The sequence below is a fragment of the Streptomyces sp. NPDC028711 genome (assembly GCF_055565415.1).
In genome coordinates, this window is record NZ_JBVHUJ010000004.1 from 597,029 (window position 1) to 618,598 (window position 21,570).

At 71.3% G+C, this 21,570-nt stretch carries 18 protein-coding genes; 7 read left to right on the forward strand and 11 right to left on the reverse strand.

The genetic code is table 11. The features are described 5' to 3' along the window. The first annotated feature begins 71 nt into the window (after positions 1–71). The 3 genes from ACZ4VK_RS17345 to ACZ4VK_RS17355 all read left to right on the forward strand — a co-directional run bounded on the left by ACZ4VK_RS17345 (position 72) and on the right by ACZ4VK_RS17355 (position 3,029). The gene (locus ACZ4VK_RS17345; RefSeq protein ID WP_468353049.1) at positions 72–794 is read left to right on the forward strand and encodes an aggregation-promoting factor C-terminal-like domain-containing protein; all 723 of its coding nucleotides are present in this window, start codon (positions 72–74) and stop codon (positions 792–794) included. A 130-nt stretch (positions 795–924) separates the two neighbouring features. After that, entirely contained in the window at positions 925–2,364 is a 1,440-nt protein-coding gene (locus ACZ4VK_RS17350) for an AI-2E family transporter (protein ID WP_468353051.1), read from the forward strand. Further along, entirely contained in the window at positions 2,361–3,029 is a 669-nt protein-coding gene (locus tag ACZ4VK_RS17355) for a hypothetical protein (protein WP_468353053.1), read from the forward strand. The genes ACZ4VK_RS17350 and ACZ4VK_RS17355 overlap by 4 nt, the downstream gene beginning before the upstream one ends. Positions 3,030–3,083: 54 nt before the next feature. On the opposite strand, the gene ACZ4VK_RS17360 is transcribed toward ACZ4VK_RS17355, so the two are convergent. Both ACZ4VK_RS17360 and ACZ4VK_RS17365 read right to left on the reverse strand, forming a co-directional pair. Further along, a complete protein-coding gene (locus tag ACZ4VK_RS17360) occupies positions 3,084–3,623 on the reverse strand; it encodes an alkyl hydroperoxide reductase (RefSeq protein WP_468353055.1) in 540 nt (179 codons plus the stop codon). 6 nt (positions 3,624–3,629) lie between these two features. Then, positions 3,630–4,184, reverse strand: a complete 555-nt coding sequence (locus ACZ4VK_RS17365; protein WP_468353056.1) for a peroxiredoxin — start codon at positions 4,182–4,184, stop codon at positions 3,630–3,632. A gap of 133 nt (positions 4,185–4,317) precedes the next feature. On the opposite strand from ACZ4VK_RS17365, the gene ACZ4VK_RS17370 reads away from it, so the two are divergent. Next, positions 4,318–5,298 carry a hydrogen peroxide-inducible genes activator gene (locus tag ACZ4VK_RS17370; RefSeq protein WP_468353058.1) on the forward strand — a complete coding sequence of 327 codons (981 nt, stop codon included), beginning with the start codon at positions 4,318–4,320 and terminating at the stop codon, positions 5,296–5,298. Between the two features lie 108 nt (positions 5,299–5,406). Here ACZ4VK_RS17370 and ACZ4VK_RS17375 read toward each other — a convergent pair whose 3' ends face one another. The 3 genes from ACZ4VK_RS17375 to ACZ4VK_RS17385 are packed head-to-tail and all read right to left on the reverse strand — an operon-like array spanning position 5,407 to position 8,980. Then, on the reverse strand, positions 5,407–7,779 hold the full coding sequence (locus ACZ4VK_RS17375) for an FtsX-like permease family protein (protein WP_468353060.1): 2,373 nt from the start codon (positions 7,777–7,779) through the stop codon (positions 5,407–5,409). Next, complete coding sequence (locus ACZ4VK_RS17380) at positions 7,776–8,459, reverse strand: ABC transporter ATP-binding protein (RefSeq protein WP_468353062.1); 684 nt, start codon at positions 8,457–8,459, stop codon at positions 7,776–7,778. Before ACZ4VK_RS17380 ends, ACZ4VK_RS17375 begins: the two co-directional genes overlap by 4 nt. Next, the gene (locus ACZ4VK_RS17385; RefSeq protein WP_468353064.1) at positions 8,456–8,980 is read right to left on the reverse strand and encodes a PadR family transcriptional regulator; all 525 of its coding nucleotides are present in this window, start codon (positions 8,978–8,980) and stop codon (positions 8,456–8,458) included. Before ACZ4VK_RS17385 ends, ACZ4VK_RS17380 begins: the two co-directional genes overlap by 4 nt. Before the next feature lie 259 nt (positions 8,981–9,239). Between ACZ4VK_RS17385 and ACZ4VK_RS17390 the strand changes: the two genes are divergently transcribed. Continuing rightward, positions 9,240–11,450 carry a transglycosylase domain-containing protein gene (locus tag ACZ4VK_RS17390; protein ID WP_468353066.1) on the forward strand — a complete coding sequence of 737 codons (2,211 nt, stop codon included), beginning with the start codon at positions 9,240–9,242 and terminating at the stop codon, positions 11,448–11,450. A 90-nt stretch (positions 11,451–11,540) separates the two neighbouring features. On the opposite strand, the gene ACZ4VK_RS17395 is transcribed toward ACZ4VK_RS17390, so the two are convergent. The 3 genes from ACZ4VK_RS17395 to ACZ4VK_RS17405 all read right to left on the reverse strand — a co-directional run bounded on the left by ACZ4VK_RS17395 (position 11,541) and on the right by ACZ4VK_RS17405 (position 16,019). Further along, positions 11,541–13,484, reverse strand: a complete 1,944-nt coding sequence (locus tag ACZ4VK_RS17395) for a SpoIIE family protein phosphatase (RefSeq protein WP_468353068.1) — start codon at positions 13,482–13,484, stop codon at positions 11,541–11,543. A 311-nt stretch (positions 13,485–13,795) separates the two neighbouring features. After that, positions 13,796–14,461, reverse strand: a complete 666-nt coding sequence (gene fomD, locus ACZ4VK_RS17400) for a cytidylyl-2-hydroxypropylphosphonate hydrolase (protein ID WP_468353070.1) — start codon at positions 14,459–14,461, stop codon at positions 13,796–13,798. A gap of 148 nt (positions 14,462–14,609) precedes the next feature. Then, positions 14,610–16,019, reverse strand: coding sequence for a class II fumarate hydratase (locus tag ACZ4VK_RS17405; RefSeq protein ID WP_468353072.1), 1,410 nt, complete (start codon positions 16,017–16,019; stop codon positions 14,610–14,612). A 140-nt stretch (positions 16,020–16,159) separates the two neighbouring features. Between ACZ4VK_RS17405 and ACZ4VK_RS17410 the strand changes: the two genes are divergently transcribed. After that, complete coding sequence (locus ACZ4VK_RS17410; protein WP_468353074.1) at positions 16,160–17,698, forward strand: ricin-type beta-trefoil lectin domain protein; 1,539 nt, start codon at positions 16,160–16,162, stop codon at positions 17,696–17,698. A gap of 92 nt (positions 17,699–17,790) precedes the next feature. Here ACZ4VK_RS17410 and ACZ4VK_RS17415 read toward each other — a convergent pair whose 3' ends face one another. Continuing rightward, a complete protein-coding gene (locus tag ACZ4VK_RS17415) occupies positions 17,791–18,456 on the reverse strand; it encodes a lipoprotein (RefSeq protein WP_468353076.1) in 666 nt (221 codons plus the stop codon). A gap of 120 nt (positions 18,457–18,576) precedes the next feature. Between ACZ4VK_RS17415 and ACZ4VK_RS17420 the strand changes: the two genes are divergently transcribed. Further along, complete coding sequence (locus ACZ4VK_RS17420; RefSeq protein ID WP_468353078.1) at positions 18,577–19,074, forward strand: hypothetical protein; 498 nt, start codon at positions 18,577–18,579, stop codon at positions 19,072–19,074. 13 nt (positions 19,075–19,087) lie between these two features. Here the strand turns inward: ACZ4VK_RS17420 and ACZ4VK_RS17425 are convergent, their stop codons facing one another. Both ACZ4VK_RS17425 and ACZ4VK_RS17430 read right to left on the reverse strand, forming a co-directional pair. After that, positions 19,088–19,711, reverse strand: coding sequence for an HAD family acid phosphatase (locus tag ACZ4VK_RS17425; protein WP_468353080.1), 624 nt, complete (start codon positions 19,709–19,711; stop codon positions 19,088–19,090). A 164-nt stretch (positions 19,712–19,875) separates the two neighbouring features. Beyond that, positions 19,876–21,546 (reverse strand): fumarate hydratase, encoded by a 1,671-nt coding sequence (locus tag ACZ4VK_RS17430; RefSeq protein WP_468353082.1) that lies wholly within the window; start codon positions 21,544–21,546, stop codon positions 19,876–19,878. Between the last annotated feature and the right edge of the window lie 24 nt (positions 21,547–21,570).

Genomic DNA, 21,570 nt, shown 5'->3' on the forward strand with positions numbered 1-21,570 from the left:
CGGAGACCAGCGCCAGGGGCACGATTTCGCCCGCGTGGTCACCGATGCGGGCGATGCTGGAAGGAAACCGTGTGAGCCGGATCTCGGTCCGGGGATTCGCGGTGGCTTCGGCCACTGCGGTCACCACCGTCGGCGCCGTCGTGGGCGTTGCGTCGGGTAACGCCGCTCAGCCCTCGGACGACAACTTCGAGGCCACCGCGGCCGACACCACGCTGCTCGCGGACATTCCCGTGGGCGAGCAGGCCCAGGTACAGGTCTCGTCCCTCTCGGAGCAGGCCGACGTCCAGGCCGCCGCTGCCGACTCGGCCGCGAAGAAGTCCGCGGAGGAGGCCGCCCGTCTGCGCGCGGCCAAGGACGCCGAGGCGAAGAAGGAGGCGGCCGACAAGGCCGCGGCCGAAGCCGAGGCCGAGGCGAAGGCCGAGAAGGAGCGCAAGGAGGCGGAGGAGCGCGCCAGCCGCTCGTCGATGCGTGACGCCTCGTCGTTCTCCGCCCAGGGCTCGTACTCCATCTCCGAGGTCAAGGCGATGGCTCGCCAGATGATCCCGGCCTCGCAGTTCCAGTGCTTCAGCAACATCGTGGACCACGAGTCCGGCTGGAACTATCGCGCGACCAACCCGTCTTCGGGTGCCTACGGCCTGATGCAGGCCCTCCCGGGCTACAAGATGCAGTCCGCCGGCTCCGACTGGCAGACCAACCCGGCCACCCAGATCAAGTGGGGCCTCAGCTACATGGACGGCCGCTACGGCAGCCCCTGTGGCGCCTGGTCGTTCTGGCAGGCCAACCGCTGGTACTAGTACCGGCGTGCTCAACCTTCGGGAGCCCCTCACCGTCCTACGGTGAGGGGCTCCTTGCGTGTAGGTTCGGAGCCCCATGGGCTCGCGGGGGAGCGAGCGGGGCAGCGTCGGCGGGGGGAAGAGGAAAGAGATGGCAAGAGTGCCAGGGTGGCTGGGCCGACTGGGCGAAAGCCTGAGCCGGATGGGCGAGCGCCTCGACGAGCGCAGGGCCGAGGCCGAGCGCGAGGACCCGATCCACCCGCCGTACGAGGACCCGCGGGAGCGCCCGGCCGATCGGACCCCCGGGGCCCCGGCCACGCCCGCGCGCCCCGACGAGGACCCGGACACCGCGTCCCCCCTGTCGGAGACGGCCGCGACCGCGGAGCCCGCCCCTTCCGTCCCCGCGCCCCCCTCGTACGCGCCGGCCGTCGCCGCGAGGCCCGACCCCGTCGCCGCGATCCCCTGGGGCATGCGCGTCGCGGCGGAGGCGAGCTGGCGCCTCCTCGTCTTCGCCGGGACGGTCTGGGTCCTGATGAAGGTGATCAGCTCCGTGCAGCTGGTCGTCCTCGCCTTCGTCGCCGCGCTCCTCGTCACCGCCCTGCTCCAGCCCACCGTGGCCATGCTGCGCAGGAAGGGCCTGCCCCGCGGCCTCGCCACCGCCGTCACCGCCGTCTCCGGCTTCGTCGTGATGGGGCTCGTCGGCTGGTTCGTGGTCTGGCAGGTCATGGACAACATCGACAACCTGTCCGACCAGGTCAAGAACGGCATCGAGGAGCTCAAGCTCGCGCTGCTCAACAGTCCCTTCCATGTGACCGAGCAGCAGATCAACGCCATCGCGAAGAACCTCAGCGACTCCGTCGGCGCCAACGCCGAACAGATCACCCAGGTCGGACTCCAGGGCGTCACCGTCGTCGTCGAGACGATGACCGGCATCCTGCTCGCCATGTTCTCGACGCTCTTCCTGCTCTACGACGGGAAGAAGGTGTGGGAGTGGACGCTGAAGATGGTCCCCGCCCAGGCCAGGCCGGGCGTCGCAGGCGCCGGCCCGCGCGCCTGGCGCACCCTCACCGCCTATGTGCGGGGCACGGTGCTCGTCGCCCTGATCGACGCCGTCTTCATCGGCCTCGGGCTCTGGTTCCTCGAAGTGCCGATGGCGGTGCCGCTCGCCGTCTTCATCTTCCTGTTCGCCTTCATCCCGCTGGTCGGCGCGGTGGTCTCCGGCGCCCTCGCGGTCGTCGTCGCCCTCGTCACCAACGGTCTCTTCACCTCCCTCATGGTGCTCGTCGTGGTCCTCGCCGTGCAGCAGATCGAGGGCCATGTGCTCCAGCCCTTCATCCTCGGACGCGCGGTGCGGGTCCACCCGCTGGCCGTCGTCCTCGCGGTCGCGGCCGGCGGTCTGACCGCCGGCATCGGCGGAGCCGTCGTCGCGGTCCCGCTGGTCGCCGTCCTCAACACCGTGGTCGGCTACCTGCGCGCGTACAGCACGGAACAGGCGCTCCGCAGCGCGCCCGAACCGCGCGGGGCGACCGCCTTCGCGGTGGCGCCCACTCCGGCACCGGGCTCGGCGGCCGGCAAGGGGAAACGCGGATGATCTCGGAACCGGAACTGGTGGGCGGCGTGGAGTTCGACGCGCCCGAGGTACTGACGGAGGAACAGGCCCCGCGCCCGCCCCGGCCCCGCCGCCCCTGGCTGTGGGCGCTCGGCGGCGCGGTGGTGGCCTCGGCGGTGTGGGGCGGCGGGCTCTACGCGTACGAGCGGGGGAAGGAACCGGGCCCTGACCTCGGCGGGTACAAGGCGGTGGAGAGTCTCTGCGAGGTGGCGGAGCTCAAGGCGCTCGCCGGGGTCCTGGGGAAGCGGAGCGAGGACGGGGTCGGTGTCGGCGTGGACGAACCGGTGCTCAGCGAGTCGTCATGCTCGGTCACCTTCGGCCCGCCCGAGGCCGGGCAGAGCGTCGACATCAGGTACACCCTGCACAAGACGATCGACCCGGGACCCGAGTTCGAGGTGCGGGCACGGCAGTTCGGCGCGATCCAGGAGCTCGACGGCATCGGTGAGCAGGCCTTCTTCGACGACCGCGGCGGACAGGGCGGATCCCTGCAGATCCTCGACGGTCAGGCGGAGATCTTGTTCGACATGTTCCTCCAGGACCACGAGGTGGACGGGAGGCTGGTCGTGACCGAGCCGATCGACCTCTCCGGGATCGACGTCCCGATGACCCAGGACGCGCTGGCGCTCATGAAGGCGCTCAAGAAGTGACGGAAGGGCCCCGGGGCGCGATGCCCCGGGGCCCTTCTCGTACGGCTCGAACGGTCACGCCTGCTCGGCGAGGACCGCTTCCGCGTCGAGGGTGACGCCGACCGCCTGGATCACCGCGGCGATCTTCACGGCCTCCTGGATCGTGGCGCGGTCGACACCGGCCTGGCGCAGGACCTGCTCGTGCGAGTCCAGGCACTGGCCGCAGCCGTTGATCGCGGAGACGGCCAGCGACCACAGCTCGAAGTCGACCTTCTCCACGCCCGGGTTGCCGATGACGTTCATCCGCAGACCGGCGCGCAGCGTCCCGTACTCGGGGTCCGACAGCAGGTGCCGGGTCCGGTAGAAGACGTTGTTCATCGCCATGATCGCGGCGGCGGACTTGGCGGCCTGGTACGCCTCGGGCTTCAGGTTGGCCTGGGCCTCGGGCTCCAGCTCCTTGAGGACCTTCGGCGAGCGCGAGGCGATCGCGCAGGCGAGGACGGTGCCCCAGAGCTGCTGCTGCGGCAGCTCGCTGTTGCCGATGACCGAACCCAGGTTCAGCTTCAGGTCCTTGGCGAAGTCCGGTATGGCGGACTTGAGTGCGTCGAGAGCCATGTCAGATCACTCGCCCGCGAGGAGGGCGCCGGCGTCGAGGGTGCCCTCGCCCTTGTTCCAGTTGCACGGGCACAGCTCGTCGGTCTGCAGGGCGTCGAGCACCCGCAGGACCTCCTTGGGGTTACGGCCGACGGAGCCGGCGGTCACCATGGTGAACTGGATCTCGTTGTTCGGGTCCACGATGAAGACGGCACGCTGGGCGAAGCCGTCCGCGCCCTCGACGCCGCAGTCGCGCATGAGCTCGTGCTTCGAGTCGGCCAGCATCGGGAAGGGCAGGTCACGCAGGTCGGCGTGGTCCTTGCGCCAGGCGTGGTGCACGAACTCGGAGTCGCCGGAGACGCCGAGGATCTGGGCGTCGCGGTCCGCGAACTCGTCGTTGAGCTTGCCGAAGGCGGCGATCTCGGTGGGGCAGACGAAGGTGAAGTCCTTCGGCCAGAAGAACACCACGCGCCACTTGCCCTCGTAGGCCTTGTGGTCGATCTGCTCGAACTCCTTGCCGCTCTCCAGCGACACGCAGGCGGTCAGGTCGTAGGTGGGGAACTTGTCACCGACAGTGAGCACGCGCTCTCCTTGCGAACAGGAAGGATCCCTTTTGGGGGCTTCCGTGGGGGTTGGACGAGATCACAGCATGGCACGGAGTGCATTGATCAGTGAAATAGCTAGAGTGGGTCGGGTTGATCGAAGGTGGTTATCAGTGGCATCCCCGTACAGCTCCCCGCACGGCCCCTCCCGGGGCAAACAGCCGAGCCTCTCGCAGCTCAGGGCGTTCGCGGCGGTCGCCGAGCATCTGCACTTCCGTGATGCGGCGGCCTCCATCGGCATGAGCCAGCCCGCGCTCTCGGGCGCGGTTTCGGCACTCGAAGAGGCACTCGGTGTCCAGCTCCTCGAGCGTACGACGAGGAAGGTGCTGCTCTCGCCCGCGGGGGAGCGGCTCGCGGTGCGCGCGCGGGCCGTCCTCGACGCGGTCGTGGAACTGATGGAGGAGGCGGAGGCGGCCCAGGCGCCGTTCACCGGAGTGCTGCGGCTCGGCGTGATCCCGACCGTCGCCCCCTATCTGCTGCCGACGGTCCTGCGCCTGGTCCACCGGCGCTATCCGGACCTCGACCTCCAGGTCCACGAGGAGCAGACCTCCTCGCTCCTGGAGGGGCTCGCGGCCGGGCGGCTCGACCTGCTGCTGCTCGCCGTGCCGCTCGGCGTGCCCGGCGTCACCGAACTCCCGCTCTTCGACGAGGACTTCGTCCTGGTCACCCCGGAGGGCCATCCGCTGGCCGGACGGGACGACATCCCGCGCGAGGCGCTCAAGGAGCAGCGGCTCCTCCTCCTCGACGAGGGGCACTGCCTGCGCGACCAGGCCCTGGACATCTGCCGCGAGGCCGGGCGCACGGACGGCGCCGAGGTCACCACCACCGCCGCGGGGCTCGCCACCCTGGTGCAACTGGTGGCCGGGGGACTCGGGGTGACACTGCTGCCGCGTACCGCCGTCACGGTCGAGACCGCCCGTAACGACGCCCTGTGGACCGGGCTCTTCGCCGGACCCGCCCCCGCCCGGCGGATCGCCCTCGCGATGCGGACGGGCGCGGCCCGGCACGCCGAGTTCGAGGAACTCGCGGAGGCCCTGCGGGAGGCGATGAGGGTCCTTCCGGTGCGGGTGCTGAGCGCGACGGCGGGTTCCTGAACCGCGCGGGTACGGGGCGGGCGGTCGTACGGGTGAGCGGGCGGCGGTTCCTGAGACCCCCCGGTCCCAGGAACCGCCGCCCGCCCCCTCGTACACGCGCCCGGAGGGTTACTCCGTGCGCAGGCCGTCCGCGCGCATGAGCCGCCACAGGACCGGCATGCTCAGCAGCGTCACGGCCGCGATCAGCGCGAGCCCGATTCCCACGACGGGCAGGAAGACCCACCAGTCGGTGACCGGCTGCCCGCCCATCCTCAGGAGGACGACCCCGAGGCCGAGCCCGCCCGCCACGGCGAGGACGAGACCGAGGGCGATCGGCACCGCCGTCTGCCACAGCACCGACCAGCTCAGGGTGGAGCGCCGGGTGCCGAAGGCGACGAGGGAGGAGAGCAGCCGCTTGCGGTCCCTGAGCTGCTCCAGGGTCGCCACCAGGAGCGAGGCCGCCACCAGGAGCATCGTCAGGGTGGAGCCGACCAGGATGCCGGTGCGGACGCTGGAGAACGCCGCGTCCCGCTCGGTCTCCTTCAGGTCGCGGACCCAGGACGTCGGGTCGATGGCCGCCGCCGTGTTCCGTACGTGCTCGGCGGCGTCCGGCACGGTCGGGTCGAGCCGGACCATGGCCTGCGCGTGGGGATCGTCGAGCAGGCCGCTGTCGATCGCCGACGGGGTGGCGAGGACCCCGTACCGGTACATGCCGGTCGGGTCGGGGCGGGAGTCCACGATCCGGGCCGTGGCCGGAACGCGCCACCGTGGCGGCGGAGTTCCCTCGGGCCGCTTCGGCTCGCTCGGGTGCGGATGCGGGTCGCGCAGGGCGACCGTGGCGCCGGGCCGCGCGACCATGGTGACCCGGGCGTCGCCCGGGTTGCCCTGCGCGCCGTGCGCGAGGAAGACGAACACGTCGCCGTCCGTGCAGGAGGGCAGGACGGCGAACTCCGCGAGGGAAGCGCAGTCACCGACCCTGAGCGAGGCCATCGGGGCGAACTCCTCGCCTCCCTTGAGGGGTCCGGGCCGCCAGACGTGCGACTCGATGATGCCGATCACCCCGCTGACGCCCTCGGTCCGCTCGAAGCGGTCGAGCATCCCGTGGGCCTCGCCGGCGGTCCTGGCCCCGGTGCCGAACGCGATCTGGGCGCGGGACGCGTCCTCGCCCGTGGCCTGCGTGAAGTCGTGCTCCATCGCCTGGAAGAGCATCTGCAGGGCGATCGCCCCGGTCGCCGCGACGACGATGCCGCTGACGGCGCGGGCCGCGGTGCCGCTGCTCAGCTGGAGCCTGCGGACGGCGAGCTGCCAGGCCACGGGGCCCCCGTGCAGCCGCTTCACGCATGCCTCGACCAGCCAGGGCAGGAGTGTGGTGAGGCCGATCAGGGCGAGGGTGGTGCCGGTCGCGACGCCCACGGTGTCGATGCTGGTCTCGGTCACCTGGACCTCGCCCATGAGCGGGACGAGGAGGGCCGCGCCGGCCGCGACGAGCAGGACCCGCCACCACAGCCGGCGGCGGCGCGGCGTCGAGGTCCTGACGACCCCGAGCGGTTCGATCACCACTCCGCGCAGCGCGAAGAGGGTGACCACGACCGAGGAGACCGGGACGGTGACGAGGACGAGCGCGGCGAGCGCGGGCATCGGTGCGACGTCGGAGGGATAGGCGTTGACGTCCCAGATGGTGAAGGTCCCGGCGAACTCCCGGGCCCCCGCGAAGAGTCCGAGCCCCACGAGCAGGCCGAGCAGCGCGCCCGCGAGGGACTCCCCGGCCGCGATCCGCCGGGTCGTGGCGGTGTCGGCGCCGACGAGCCGGAGCGCGGCGAGCCGCCGGTCGCGCTGCTCGCCGCCGAAGCGGACGGCGGTCGCGATGAAGACGAGTACCGGGAGGAGCAGGACGACACAGGCGACGACGACGAGGAGGAGCAGGAACGCGTTCATCGGTTCCTCGGGCACGGACCAGCCGTACCGCGTTCCGCGCCCGTCGAAGTTCTCGGCGTCGAGGAAGTCGACGTGGGCGACGTACCGCAGCTCGGCCGGTCCGATGAGTCCGGCCGCGCCGATCGTGCCGACGGTCCTGTAGGGGATCCGCTTCTTGAGCAGCGCGCCCTCGGGGGAGTCGAGCAGGGCGCCGAGCGCGGGGGAGACCAGCATCTCGCCGGTCCCGGGGAACGCCGTGGCGCCCGGCGGGACCGGGGGTGCGTCGCCCTCGGGGCGCAGCAGCAGGCCGCTGATGACGTCGTCCCGGTAGACGGTGTTCCGGCCGAGGTGGAGAAAGGAGTCGGGCCGGGGGGCGGTGACCTGTGCGCTGCCGTCGACGGCGCGGACCGCTTCCCGTACCTCCCGCTGGAAGAGCATGTTCGGGAAGGAGGAGGCGAGCAGCAGCAGGGCCACGCCGAAGCCGACGCCGGTCGCGGTCAGCAGGGTGCGCAGGAGGCCCGAGCGGCCGCCGGCGACCGCGAACCGGGCGCCGAGCGTGAGGTCGCGGGCCCAGGTACGGAACGTCATACCGCCCACTCCGCGTCCCGTACGGCCCCGTCGCGTACGACGATCTCGCGGTCGGAGTAGGCGGCGACCCGGGCCTCGTGGGTGACGAGGACGACGGCGGCGCCGGTGTCCCGCGAGGCGTCGGTGAGCAGCCGCATGACCCGTTCGCCGTTGAGGGAGTCGAGGGCGCCGGTCGGTTCGTCGGCGAAGATCACGCGGGGTGCGGTGACGAGCGCGCGGGCGACGGCGACGCGCTGGCCCTGGCCGCCGGATATCTCGCCGGGGCGCTTGCCCGCGGTGTCGTCGACCTCCAGGCGGGCCAGCCACTCGACGGCCCTGGCCTCCGCGGCCTTCCGCTTCTCGCCGCCCAGGCGGAGCGGGAGGGCCACGTTCTCGACGCAGGTCAGCTCGGGGACGAGCTGGCCGAACTGGAAGACGAAGCCGAAGTCGGTACGGCGCAGGGAGCTGCGCGCGGTGTCGGAGAGCGCGGTGAGCTCGCGTCCGTCGTAGGTGATGGTGCCCGCGTCGGGGCGCACGATTCCGGCCAGGCAGTGCAGCAGGGTCGACTTGCCGGAGCCGGAGGGGCCCATGACGGCGACGACCTCGCCGGCCCGGAGCGAGAAGGAGGCGCCCGCCAGGGCCGGGGTCGGTCCGTAGGTCTTGTCGAGGCCGGTGGCCCGGAGGAGCGGTGTGGAGCTCATCGGCGGATCTCCTCGGCGAGCCGGTCGAGCCGGGCGGCGGTGAGTTCCAGCCAGCGCAGGTCCGCCTCCAGGTGGAAGAGGGCGTGGTCGCAGATGAGCTGGTCGGCGAGGTCGCCGTCCTTCTTGCGCCGGGTGAGTTCGCGCATCAGGCGCAGGTGCTCGGCGCGCTGGGTGTCGAGGATCTCGGCGGCGCCGCGGCCGGTGAGCAGCGCCAGGACGACCTTGGTGTAGAGCGTGGACTGGAGGTACGGCTCCGGCTTCTCCGGGGTGGCGAGCCACTGGGCGACGTCGGTGATGCCGGCGTCGGTGATGGCGTACCGCTTCCGCTCCGGGCCGCCGCCCGCCTCGATGCCGTCGACGACGACGAGGCCGTTCTTCAGGAGCCTGGACATGGTCGAGTAGACCTGGCCGTAGTGCAGCGGCCGGTCGTGGCCGAATTTCTCGTCGAAGGCGCGCTTGAGGTCGTAGCCGTGGCGCGGGCCGGACTCCAGGAGCCCCAGGAGGGTGTGACCGATGGACATGCCGTCACTGTACATGGTGTGTATACGCGCGATGTATAGCGGTGCTCGGCAAAGTGGAAGCGCTCCTTCACGCAACCATCCGGCCCGCCGGAGCGTCGGTTCCTCTGGGCATGGGTGCTGATTCTCACGTCCGTAAAAGACGTGATCGGTTGTCCTTTGTCCGCATCGTCGGTGTTAGCTGGCTAGCTGAGCCGACCCGGCGCGGGCGGGACACGGACCGGGCGCGCCAGGACACACGACGAGCGGAGCGACACGACACATGGGCCGACCGGACAAGGGCAAGGCGAAGAAACGCGGCCTGCGCCGCCTCTTCTCCTGGAAGAAGCTCCTCGGCACGTTCTTCGTGTGCTGCCTGCTCGTCATGGGCGCCCTGTACGTCGTGTACCTGATGGTCCCGGTGCCGAGCGCCAACGCCGAGGCCACGATGCAGAGCAACATCTACACGTACTCCAACGGCAAGGTCATCGGCCGGACCGGCCAGATCAACCGCGAGATCGTCGGCCTGGAGAAGATCCCCGAGAAGGTCCAGAAGGCGTTCGTCGCCGCGGAGAACAAGACCTTCTACGAGGACAACGGCGTCGACATCAAGGGCATCACCCGCGCCGCCTGGTCCACCGTCACCGGCAAGGGCAAGCAGGGTGGTTCGACCATCACCCAGCAGTACGTCAAGAACTACTACCTGAGCCAGGACCAGACCGCGACGCGCAAGCTCAAGGAACTGGTCATCGCCATCAAGGTCGACCAGCAGGACGAGAAGAGCGACATCCTCGCCGGCTACATGAACACCAGCTACTACGGACGCAGCGCCTACGGCATACAGGCCGCCGCCCGCTCGTACTACGGCGTCGACGCCACCCGGCTCACCACCGCCCAGGGCGCCTACCTCGCCTCGCTGCTCCAGGCGCCCAACCAGTACGACTGGTCCTCCGCCAGCGCCACCGGCCGCAAGCTCGTCGAGGAGCGCTGGAACTACGTCCTCGACAACATGGTCGAGGAGGGCTGGCTCGCCGCGGACGAGCGCGCCGCCATGACGTTCCCCGTCCCGCAGAAGCCCAGGCCCGCCCCCGGCATGGAGGGGCAGACCGGCTACATCATCGAGGCCGCCAACCAGGAGCTGATGCGCCAGGGCATCAGCGAGGAGGACATCAAGGCCGGCGGCTGGACGATCACCCTCAACATCGACGAGAAGCGGCAGAAGGACCTCGTCAAGGCCGTCGACCGGCAGCTGGAGGCCAAGCTCGACCGCAAGGGCGACAAGAAGGACGCCACCGTCCAGGCCGGCGCCACCTCCGTCGACCCGAAGACCGGCGCGGTCGTCGCCATGTACGGCGGCGTCGGCGCCACCCAGCACTGGATGTCCAACGCGACCCGCCGCGACTACCAGCCCGCCTCCACGTTCAAGCCGATCGTCCTCGCCGCAGCCCTCGACGCCGGGGCGAAGACCCAGGACGGGCGGGAGATCGGCCTCGGCACGGTCTACGACGGCACGAGCAAGCGGAAGGTCGTCGGCAGCGACATCGCCTTCGCGCCGGAGAACGAGGACGACCGCAGCTACGGCCCCGTCACCGTCCAGAAGGCCACCAACAGCTCGATCAACTCGGTCTACGCCCAGATGATCGTCGACGTCGGCCCGGACGACACCAAGAAGACGGCCCTCGCCCTCGGCATGAAGGACGGCCCCGACTTCGGCGAGACCCCCGCCATGTCCCTCGGCACCATGGGCGCCTCGACCCTCGACATGGCCGGCGTGTACGCCACGCTCGACAACCACGGCAAGAAGGTCACCCCGACCCTCGTGAAGGCCGCCGCGCACAAGGACCGCGTGCACGAGCCCCTGAACCCGATCGGCGGGCAGGTCATCAGCCGCGAGGCCGCCGACACGGTCACCAAGGCCATGCAGGGCGTCGTGCAGAGCGGCTCCGGCTTCCGCGCCGCCGGTGACTACGAGGCCGCGGGCAAGACCGGAACCTCCGAGAACAACCGTTCCGCCTGGTTCGTGGGCTACACCCCCGAACTCGTCACCGCGGTCGCCCTCTTCGGCGAGAAGCCCGACGGCACCCAGACCACCCTGACCGACACCATCGAGGAGGGCCGCGCCAACGGCGGCCGAAGGCCCGCCCAGATCTGGGGCGACTACACGACCCGCGCCCTCGGCGGCGGCTCCGACGCCTCCTTCGACCTGGAGACGGACAGCTGGGCCCCCACCGAGCCGGACCCCGGGCCGAGCCGGACCACCGAGGCGCCCGAGGAGCCGACCGAGGAGCCGACCACGACGTCCCCGGACCCGACGCCGCCGCCGACCACGACGTCCAGCACGCCGCCGGAGCCGACGCGGGACCCGGTCACCACGCCGCCCGAGCCCACCGGGAAGCCCACGGAGACCGACGAACCCTCCCCGCCGCCGTCGATCGAGCCGCCGGACGTGGGCACCGAGCCCGAGGGCGGACCCACGACCCGCCCGACGCAGTAGCGACACGACGAAGGCCGGACCCCTCGGGGGTCCGGCCTTCGTCACTCCTGTACGCCACGGATCGGGCGCGGGACGGTCAGCTCGGGACGGTCAGCTCGGGGTGGCCAGTTCGAACCAGACCACCTTGCCGCCCGACAGCCGGGTCGCCCCCCACCGCCGTGCCAGCCGGTTCACCAGGAACAGACCGCGCCCGCCCTCGTCGGTGTCACGCGCCCGCCGCTGCCGGGGCAGCTGGGGCGAGTCGTCGCCGACCTCGCAGCGCAGCACGTCCGTCCGCAGCAGCCGCAGCGTCACCGGACGCTCCGCGTACCGCACGGCGTTCGTCACCACCTCGCTGATCAGCAGCTCCACCGAGTCCGTCAGCTCCTCCAGGTCCCAGCGGGCGAGCGCCCGCCGGGCGAGGCGCCGGGCCCGGCCGGGGGCCGCGTCCTCCGGCTCCAGGAACCAGTACGCCACGTCGCTCGGCGCGATCCCGTCGAACCGCGCCGCCAGCAGCGCGATGTCGTCGTCACGGTCGCCGGGCCCCAGCATGTCGAGGACGTCGTCGCAGAGCGCCTCCAAAGGCGGCGAGTGGTCAGGGCCCGTGAGCTGCGCCGTCGCCGCGAGGCGCTCCCGCAGCTGCTCGATGCCCGTCCACACGTCCCGCAGCCGGGACTCGACCAGACCGTCCGTGTACAGGAGCAGCGTCGCACCCGCGGGCGCGTCCAGCTCGACCGCCTCGAAGTCCACCCCGCCGACCCCGATCGGCGCGCCCGGCGGTACGCGCAGCACCTCGGCGCGGCCCCCGAGGTGGAGCAGTATCGGCGGCGGATGACCGGCGTTGGCGATGGTGATCCGGTGCGAGACCGGGTCGTACACCGCGTACATACAGGTCGCCATCCGGTTCTCGCCGAGCCGCTGCGCCTGCTCGTCCAGATGGTGCAGGACCTCCTGCGGAGGCAGGTCGAGCCCCGCCAGGGTCTGCGCGGTGGTGCGCAGCTGGCCCATGATCGCGGCCGAGGTCATGGAGTGGCCCATGACGTCGCCGACGACCAGGGCGACCCGGCTGCCGGGCAGCGGGATCGCGTCGTACCAGTCACCGCCCACCCGGGCCGTCTCGGCGGCCGGCAGATAACGCGAGGCGAGCTTGACCCCGGTCGGCTGCGGCAGCGAGTCCGGCAGCATCGTCCGCTGGAGCTCGTCCGCGATGTACGCCTCACGCCCGTAGAGCACGGCCTTGTCGATGCCGAGCGCGGTGTGCGTGGCCAACTGCGCCGCGACGAGGAGGTCGTTCGGCTCGAAACCGGCCCGCTCGGGGCGGCGCAGGAACACGGCCGCGCCGATCACCCGGCGCCGGCCGCGCAACGGGGCGAGGACCGCCCGCAGTCCGCCCGGCAGAGGGTGCTCGGGGCCGAGCAGCTCGGTCAGCGCGGTCCTGGCGGCGGCGGAGTCGCCGAACACCGGCCGCACCCCGCGCAGCACCTCGGCGAGCGCACCACCGGACCGCACCTCGCACAGCTCGGCCGCGGGCGTCGGATCCGGATCGGGTACGAGAAGGAGCTCCTCGCCCTCCACATCGCTTAAGCGGAGCCGGTCGGTGCGGCGGAGGCGCAGCACGAACGGCGCCACCGGGCGCTCGTCGCCCACCGGCAGCGGGTCGCGCAGATAGACCAGGATCTCGTCGGAGAACGTCGGCACGGTGGCCCGGCACAGACCGAGCACGATCTCGTCCAGGTCGATGCCGCGCGCGATGCGCCGGGTCGCCGCCCCGACGAACCGCAGCCGCTCGCCCTCGCGCCGCGCCGATGTGTCCCCGCCCCGGACGCCGCCCGGGTGCTGCGCGGACACGGCGACGGCGACGGTGCCGGGGGCGCCCGGGGGCGCCGCAGGGGTGCCGGTGAGGGGCACGTCCGCACCGGGGGCCGTCGGCCCGCCCGCCTGGGAGGGCAGGTCGGAGGGCAGGCCGGCCGCCGCCTCCTGGCGAGGGCGCGCGCGTTCCTGCGGGCGGGCAGCCAGGGGCTGCCGGCCTTCGTGGGAGGTGGGATGCTCCGTCACGCGTGGGATTCCGTCCGTCCGGGCCGGTGGTGCGATGCACTCGCTCTTCTCGCCGATGCCGCGCCTTCGGCGGGGATAAACCCCTTGTGTACGGCGGATGTGGAGGCTCCGCGGGTCGCGGCAACGGCAGGGGTGGGAACACCCGGGCAGACGTCCGGCACTGCTCTCCCCCTCGTGGATGACTTCTGGTCAGGTCCTGTGCTGCGCTCGGTCTTTGACGTGCTGTCCGGTCCGTCTGACGTGCCGTTCGGTCCGCCTCCTCCGTGCGGAGGCCGATCCTACGTTTGAACCCCGGGGGCGCATCAAGGGTCTCACGGTGCCGTGTGCGCCGGAGTGCGGTCCCAGTCGGCCGGCAGCTCCGGAACCCGCCATGCCGGATCGGGCCGCCAGTTCTCCCAGCCGTCCGCGAACGGCGCTCCCCACGCCCGGATCCGGTCCACCGCCCGCCGGCCCGCCTCGCGGACCCGCTCGGCCTGCTCCGGGCTCATCAGGCCGGACCGCTGGGCCTGCGCGAACTCGTCCTCGTCCCGCCACAGCCAGCTGCGGTCGGGATAGACGGAGATGTCGAGGAAATGGTCCTCGGAGTCGAAGCCGCCGGACCACCGGACGCGCGGCTCCTCCAGGTTCACGTACCAGCTGCGGAAGCGCCAGCCGCGCTCCCAGAACAGCCACACCGACCACGGGTCGCCGGGCCGCGCCAGCTTCAGCACCCCGCTGCCGAACCACCGCGCGCGCTCCGTGGTGCGCGCGGCGGTGTAGCGGGTGGCGAGCGGCTCCTCGTGCACCGGTGTGCCGTCGGCGAGCACCGGGCGTACGCACTCGGTGCCGGGCGCCATCCAGACGGCGAGCAGCTCGGGCGTGTCCTGCACGACCGTCACCGGCCGGCAGATGTGCACCGCTCCGGTGCCGTTGCCGCGGTAGCGCCAGAGGATGTGATCCCCAGGCGCCCAGTGCTGGGAGCCGACCGATCCTGTCATGCGCAGATCTTAGGGGCGCGCTCCCACGTGCGCTGCGGTACAGGTCACGGATGGGTCACCTACCGGCCGGTCACCTGTCGCGCCGGGGCTAGGGGGTGTCTTGTCGATCACGCCGCTCCCTGATCCGGCCTGATCGACAAGGCACCCCCTAAGGGCGCGTCATCCGCAGCACATCGAGCGCCTCGTCCAGCTGCTCGACCGTGAGGTCGCCGCGCTCCACGTACCCGGACTCGATGACCACCTCGCGGATCGTCTTCCGCTCGGCGAGCGACCTCTTCGCCACCTTGGCGGCCTCCTCGTAGCCGATGTACTTGTTCAGCGGGGTGACCACGGACGGCGAGGACTCGGCGTACTCGCGGGCCCGCTCCACGTTGGCGGTGATCCCGTCCACCGTGCGGTCGCCGAGCAGCCGGGAGGCGTTGGCGAGGAGGCGTACCGACTCCAGGAGGTTCTTCGCCATCACCGGCAGCATGACGTTGAGCTCGAAGTTCCCGGCCGCGCCCGCCACCGCCACCGTGGTGTCGTTTCCGGTCACCTGCGCGGCGACCATGAGGACCGCCTCGGGGATCACCGGGTTGACCTTGCCCGGCATGATCGACGAGCCGGGCTGGAGGTCGGGCAGGTTGATCTCGGCGAGTCCCGTGCGGGGTCCGCTGGCCATCCAGCGCAGGTCGTTGGCGATCTTGGTGAGGGAGACGGCGACCGTACGGAGCTGCCCTGACGTCTCCACCAGGGCGTCCCGCGCGCCCTGCGCCTCGAAGTGGTCACGGGCCTCGGTCAGCGGCAGGCCGGTCGCGCGGGCGACCTCCGCGATGACGGCCGCCGAGAAGCCGGCCGGCGTGTTGATGCCGGTGCCGACCGCCGTACCGCCGAGGGGGAGTTCGGCGAGCCGGGGGAGCGCGGAGCGCAGCCGCTCGACGCCGTACCTCACCTGGGCCGCGTACCCCCCGAACTCCTGGCCGAGGGTCACCGGGGTGGCGTCCATCAGGTGCGTGCGGCCGGACTTCACCACCGTCGCGAATTCGGCCGATTTTCGCTCAAGGGACGCGGCCAGGTGATCGAGGGCGGGGATCAGATCACGGGTGACGGCGGCGGTGGCCGCGATGTGGATGGAGGACGGGAAGACGTCGTTGGAGGACTGCGAGGCGTTCACATGGTCGTTGGGGTGGACCTCGCGGCCCTCGGGGAGCCGCTCGGTGGCCAGGGTGGCGATCACCTCGTTGGCGTTCATGTTGGACGAGGTGCCGGAGCCGGTCTGGAAGACGTCCACCGGGAAGTGCTCGTCCCACCTCCCTTCGGCGACCTCCCCCGCCGCCGAGGCGATGGCCTCCGCCCGGTCCCGGTCGATCACCCCGAGCTCCGCGTTGACCTGCGCGGCGGCGGCCTTGATCAGGGCGAGGGCCTCGATGTGGGCGCGCTCCAGGCGCTGGCCCGAGACCGGGAAGTTCTCCACCGCCCGCTGCGTCTGGGCCCGCCACTTGGCGTGCGCGGGGACCCGCACCTCGCCCATGGAGTCGTGCTCGATCCGGAAGTCCTCGGTGCCGCTGGTGTCGTTCATTTCCTCAGCCTTCTGCGCGGTGCCCATCGGGGCGACGCCCCAACCCCCCGAAAAAGATGAGCACTTGTCTTGTTCGATGTATTCCCAACGGGCGTACCGGCCAGTAAAAACCGTGGGTAACCCCACTTCCAGGAGGCGCAATGAGGCGCACCAGGTACAGACTCCGCTGGCCCATCGCCGCCGTCACCGCGGCCGCCGCCGCACTCGGCACGATGACCGCGGCCGCCCCGGCCGGCGCGACCGGCACCACCGCCGCCGGCACGACGGCGGTCACGGCCTCCGTACCGCTCCCGCCCGAGCTCGAGGCGATCCGGGCCGCCGAGGCCACCAAGATCTACGGCAGCCCCGAGGAGCGCCCGCTCGCCCAGCGTAAGACCGGCCTGATCTCGCTCGGCGACAGCGAGATCTCCGGCGAGGGAGTCGGCACCTACGAGCCCCCCACCAACGGCCCCACCAACTGGTGCCACCGCTCGCCCGACGCCGCCATCCACCGCACCGGCATCCCCGCGGACCTCACCTTCAACGTCTCGTGCTCCGGCGCGTACTCCGGCAACATCCGGATCGGCGGCTCGAAGCAGTACGCCGACGAGCTCGTCCAGAGCGACAACCTCGCCGTCAAGGCGCGCAACACCCGCATCAAGATGGTCCTGCTCGTCGCCGGAGCCAATGACGACCTGCAGTTCGGACCCGTGATGACGGACTGCGTCACGCGGTACCTGACCCTGCAGGGCCCCTGCGAGCCGAAGTACGCCCCCGGCTGGCAGGCCCGCGTCGACGCGCTCGTCCCCAAGGTCGAGCAGACCGTACGCGACCTCAAGACCGTCATGCGCGACGCCGGATACGCCGACGGCGACTACAAACTCGTCCTCATGGGCTACCCCAGCCCCATCGGCCCCGACTTCCACGACAACCCCGACTTCCCCGGCAAGCTGGCCTGCGGCGGACTCGGCTACGACTCCGACACCGTCTGGGGCCGCAACACCGCCGTCCCCGCCTTCGAACGAGGAATGCGCGCGGCCGCCGCCTCCACCGGATCCGTCTACCTCGACAACTCGCGGCTCTTCCACGGCCACGAGGTCTGCATGGAGGACCCCTGGGCCCGCGGCCTCTACATCGACCTCTCCAAGCCCGGGACCCCGGACGAGAACTCGGTGCGGCAGTCCTTCCACCCCAACGCGCGCGGGCACGCCGCCTTCGCGTCCTGCCTCACCCAGATCTACGGCTCCGGTGCGCGTGAGGCCAGCTGTGCCGACGTCAACTCCACGGGGAAGCCCACCCTGTTCCCGCTTGCCTGGGACGACGTGTACAAGCCGCTCAAGAACACGGCGACCGGCAACTGCCTCGACGTGGACAGCGCCCAGAGCGCCAACGGCACCCGGGTCTTCGGCTGGGACTGCCACGGCGGCCGGAACCAGACCTGGTGGTACGACTCCGCCCGGCAGACCGTCCACACCGGGCTCACCCAGGACCGCTGCCTCGACGTGCCCAGCACCACGAACGCGGCGGGCACGGCGCTCGTCCTCTGGAACTGCCACGGCGGCGCCAACCAGAAGTTCGTCCGCGACGGCGCCACGATCCGGCCCGCCGCCGCGACCGCCCTCTGCCTCACCCAGAGCGCGGTCAAGCAGCAGATCCGGCTCCAGAACTGCGACGGCTCGGCGAACCAGAAGTTCGCGTAGCCCCGTCCCGTCGGGGGGAAGACCGCGGCCGCCGTCCGACCCGGACGGCGGCCACGGTCCTGTTCCCGGATTCCGGTTGAACCGGGCGCGTCTCAGAGGACCTTGAGCGTCGTGCGGGCCAGCTCGTACGCCGGGAGCATCGCCCGGTGCTCCTCGGTGTCGAACCCGCCGAGGTGCACGATCGCCGTCCCCTTGGGGGTCGTGACGGCGAAGGCCCGCTGCTCCTTCGACTCCTCCGTCAGCTTGCTCACGACCGTGTACGTCACCTCCGTGACGGGCAGCGTGCCGGCCACGGTCTCTTTGTAGACGGCCTTCGAGTCGCTCTCCTCGCCCTTCACGAAGCCTTCGAGGGCGGCCCTGGCGGGGCCTTTCCCGGCCGCCGTCCACACCTGCAGGAAACCGAGGTGCCCGGCCGGCTTGCCGTCCACCTCGCAGCGCACGACGGCCGGCCCCTGACGCGTGAGCCACGCGAACTCCGGGTCCTCGGGGTTCTTGACCGCCTTCGCCTCCCACTTCTCCGCCACCGCGAAGGAGACGGGCAGCACGCACGCCGTCCCCGGCCCGCCGAGGGTCACCCGCGAAGCCACCGCAGCCGAGGGTGCGGTCGTGGCCGCCGGAGTCGTCGTGGCCGGGGCCGCCGTCGGCCGCGCGCCCCGCGTCACCTCGGGCAGCGGCTCGGGGCCGCCGCAGCCGGTCAGCAGCAGCCCCGCCGCCAGCGCGGCGGGAAGCGGAGCCAGGGTCCGTATCGGGTGTCTCATGCGCGTCAGCGTAGCCGCGGCCCTCACCCGCGCAGGACGGGCGGAGCGGGAGCGGGCGCCGGACAATGTGAAGCGGGCGAGAGGCCCCCAGGGGGAGATTCCGACCACAGGAGGCAGGACATGTTCCGCAGCTTCAGGAGGATCGGTGCCCTCGGCGCGTGCACGGTCGCGGCCGTCGCCTTCACCGCCGCCGCCCCGGTCCACGCCGCTCCCCAGGCCGAGGACCTGCAGTTCACCCTCTACGCCAAGGAGGTCCCCGGCGAACAGTCCGACGAGAGCGGGCCGGCGCCCAAGGTCGGGGACTCCTTCGCCTTCGCCGACGACCTGTACAAGAGCAAGGGCGGCGAGAAGGCCGGCCGGGACGGCGTGAGCTGCACCGTGGCGCGCACCGGCAACCCCGGTGACCTGCAGTGCGTGGGCACGTTCGTACTGACCGGCGGCCCGGGTGGACAGATCGCCGGTCAGACGCTCCTCTCGATCGACCCGGCGGACGAGTCGCCCGCCGCGTTCGACATCGCCGTCACCGGCGGAACCGGCGACTTCAAGGACGTGCGCGGCACCATCCGTTCGACCCCGGACGGGGACTACTCACGCCTTGAGTTCCGCCTCACGCGCTGATTCCGGACCAGCCTCAGGAGAGCTTGCCGCCGTAGTCCGGCAGCTTGAAGGTGCGCTCGGCGTGGCCGCCGACGAGGTCGGTGGTGTTGTTGCCGATGTTCGCGATGATCGTGTAGCCCTTGGCCTCGATCTCCGCGCGCTTCTCCGTCTTGTACGCGCTGACCTCGCCGAACAGATCGGGCAGGGAGCGCACGTACAGACCGTCGACGGGGTACCCGGCCTGCTTCAGGTTCCAGTCCGTGAGGGAGTGGAGGATGCCGGGGCGCGCGGTGACGAAGAAGACGTCGACCCCGCGCGCGTGGGCCTCGCGGACGAGGGCGCGCACGTCCGCGATGGCCGGGGTCGGCAGCTCCCAGAACGGGTGGAAGTCCGTCTCCAGGGAGCTGTTGTCGATGTCGAGGACGATCGCCTGCTTCTCCCGGCCGGCGTCCTGGGAGCGCTCCTCGATGTACGGGCGGGCCTCGGCGACCACGGCCGCCACGTCACGCAGCCAGGTCGCGTAGTCGACGTCCTTGACGGCGGCGGTCGACGTGAGGTGGGTGTCGGGGTCGGCCGCGGAGGCGGCCGGCGCGGGCCCGACGACGAGGAACGCGGCCAGCGCGAGGGTGGCGGCGGAGGTGGTCCTGATGGAGGGCATGGGGGGCTCCCGAGTGGTCGACCGGCTCAGTGGTTGACATGCTCGCGTCCCATACTGGCCAGTAGGCGACGGGAGGGCTACCGGCCGGTAGCGACTTTCTGAGCGAAGGCCGACGAAGCCCCCGCTCCCTGAGGGGAACGGGGGCTTCGCGAAAGCGTCGGGAATCAGCCGAGACCGGGGCCACGCACCGGGATGTGGGTGAACGTCGGCTCCGGGGCCGGGTTCTGGAAGAAGTCGTTCCCCTTGTCGTCCACGACGATGAACGCCGGGAAGTCCTCGACCTCGATCTTCCAGACCGCCTCCATGCCGAGCTCCTCGTACTCGACGACCTCGACCTTCTTGATGCAGTCCTGCGCGAGACGCGCCGCCGGTCCGCCGATCGAGCCGAGGTAGAAGCCGCCGTGGCTGCCGCACGCGTCCGTGACCTGCTTCGAGCGGTTGCCCTTGGCCAGCATGACCTTCGAGCCGCCCGCCGCCTGGAACTGCTCGACGTACGAGTCCATCCGGCCCGCCGTGGTCGGACCGAAGGAACCGGAGGCGTACCCCTCGGGCGTCTTCGCCGGGCCCGCGTAGTAGACCGGGTGGTCCTTCAGGTACTGCGGCATCTCCTCGCCCGCGTCCAGACGCTCCTTGATCTTGGCGTGCGCGATGTCGCGCGCCACGACCAGCGGGCCGTTCAGGGAGAGCCGCGTCTTGACCGGGTACTTGGTCAGCTCGGCGAGGATGTCGTCCATCGGCTGGTTCAGGTCGATCTTCACCACGTCGTCGGACGCGTCGAGGTGCTCGTCCGTCGTCTCCGGCAGGAAGCGCGCCGGGTCCGTCTCCAGCTGCTCCAGGAACACGCCCTCGGCGGTGATCTTCGCGACGGCCTGGCGGTCCGCCGAGCAGGACACGGCGATGGCGACGGGCAGCGAGGCGCCGTGGCGGGGCAGGCGGACGACGCGGACGTCGTGGCAGAAGTACTTGCCGCCGAACTGCGCGCCGATGCCGATCTTCTGCGTCAGCTCGAAGACCTTCTCCTCGAGCTCCTTGTCGCGGAAGCCGTGGCCCGTCTCGGCCGAGCCCTCGGTGGGCAGCTCGTCCAGGTAGTGCGCGGAGGCGTACTTCGCGGTCTTCAGCGCGAACTCGGCGGAGGTGCCGCCGACGACGATCGCCAGGTGGTACGGCGGGCAGGCCGCCGTGCCGAGCGAACGGATCTTCTCCTCCAGGAACCTCATCATGGAGGCCTCGTTCAGGACCGCCTTGGTCTCCTGGTAGAGGAAGGACTTGTTCGCGGAGCCGCCGCCCTTGGCCATGAAGAGGAACTTGTACGCGCCGCCGTCGGTCGCGTACAGCTCGATCTGCGCGGGCAGGTTCGAGCCGGTGTTCTTCTCCTCCCACATGGTGACCGGGGCCATCTGCGAGTACCGCAGGTTGAGCTGCGTGTACGCGTCGTAGATGCCCTTGGACAGGGCCTCCTCGTCGCGGCCGGAGGTCAGCACGTTCTGCCCGCGCTTGCCCATGACGATCGCGGTGCCCGTGTCCTGGCACATCGGGAGGACGCCGGCGGCGGCGATGTTCGCGTTCTTGAGGAGGTCGAGCGCCACGAACTTGTCGTTGCCCGATGCCTCCGGGTCGTCGATGATCCGCCGCAGCTGCGCCAGGTGCGCCGGGCGCAGGAAGTGCTGGATGTCGTGGATCGCCTCGGCGGCCAGCTTGCGCAGCGCCTCCGGCTCGACCTTGAGGAACGTACGGCCGTCGGCCTCGAAGGTGGAGACACCTTCGGAGGTCACCAGGCGGTAGGGCGTGGTGTCCTCTCCCAGCGGGAGCAGATCGGAGTACGCAAACTCTGGCATGGGGGCCATTCCTCACTCGGCAAG

Coding starts and splice junctions, on each gene's coding strand:
- ACZ4VK_RS17415 (WP_468353076.1), bottom strand. CDS start 18,456: ATGAGACACCCGATACGGACCCTGGCTCCGCTTCCCGCCGCGCTGGCG.
- ACZ4VK_RS17390 (WP_468353066.1), top strand. CDS start 9,240: ATGGGCCGACCGGACAAGGGCAAGGCGAAGAAACGCGGCCTGCGCCGC.
- ACZ4VK_RS17430 (WP_468353082.1), bottom strand. CDS start 21,546: ATGCCAGAGTTTGCGTACTCCGATCTGCTCCCGCTGGGAGAGGACACC.
- ACZ4VK_RS17405 (WP_468353072.1), bottom strand. CDS start 16,019: ATGAACGACACCAGCGGCACCGAGGACTTCCGGATCGAGCACGACTCC.
- fomD (WP_468353070.1), bottom strand. CDS start 14,461: ATGACAGGATCGGTCGGCTCCCAGCACTGGGCGCCTGGGGATCACATC.
- ACZ4VK_RS17420 (WP_468353078.1), top strand. CDS start 18,577: ATGTTCCGCAGCTTCAGGAGGATCGGTGCCCTCGGCGCGTGCACGGTC.
- ACZ4VK_RS17425 (WP_468353080.1), bottom strand. CDS start 19,711: ATGCCCTCCATCAGGACCACCTCCGCCGCCACCCTCGCGCTGGCCGCG.
- ACZ4VK_RS17385 (WP_468353064.1), bottom strand. CDS start 8,980: ATGTCCATCGGTCACACCCTCCTGGGGCTCCTGGAGTCCGGCCCGCGC.
- ACZ4VK_RS17375 (WP_468353060.1), bottom strand. CDS start 7,779: ATGACGTTCCGTACCTGGGCCCGCGACCTCACGCTCGGCGCCCGGTTC.
- ACZ4VK_RS17360 (WP_468353055.1), bottom strand. CDS start 3,623: ATGGCTCTCGACGCACTCAAGTCCGCCATACCGGACTTCGCCAAGGAC.
- ACZ4VK_RS17410 (WP_468353074.1), top strand. CDS start 16,160: ATGAGGCGCACCAGGTACAGACTCCGCTGGCCCATCGCCGCCGTCACC.
- ACZ4VK_RS17380 (WP_468353062.1), bottom strand. CDS start 8,459: ATGAGCTCCACACCGCTCCTCCGGGCCACCGGCCTCGACAAGACCTAC.
- ACZ4VK_RS17355 (WP_468353053.1), top strand. CDS start 2,361: ATGATCTCGGAACCGGAACTGGTGGGCGGCGTGGAGTTCGACGCGCCC.
- ACZ4VK_RS17350 (WP_468353051.1), top strand. CDS start 925: ATGGCAAGAGTGCCAGGGTGGCTGGGCCGACTGGGCGAAAGCCTGAGC.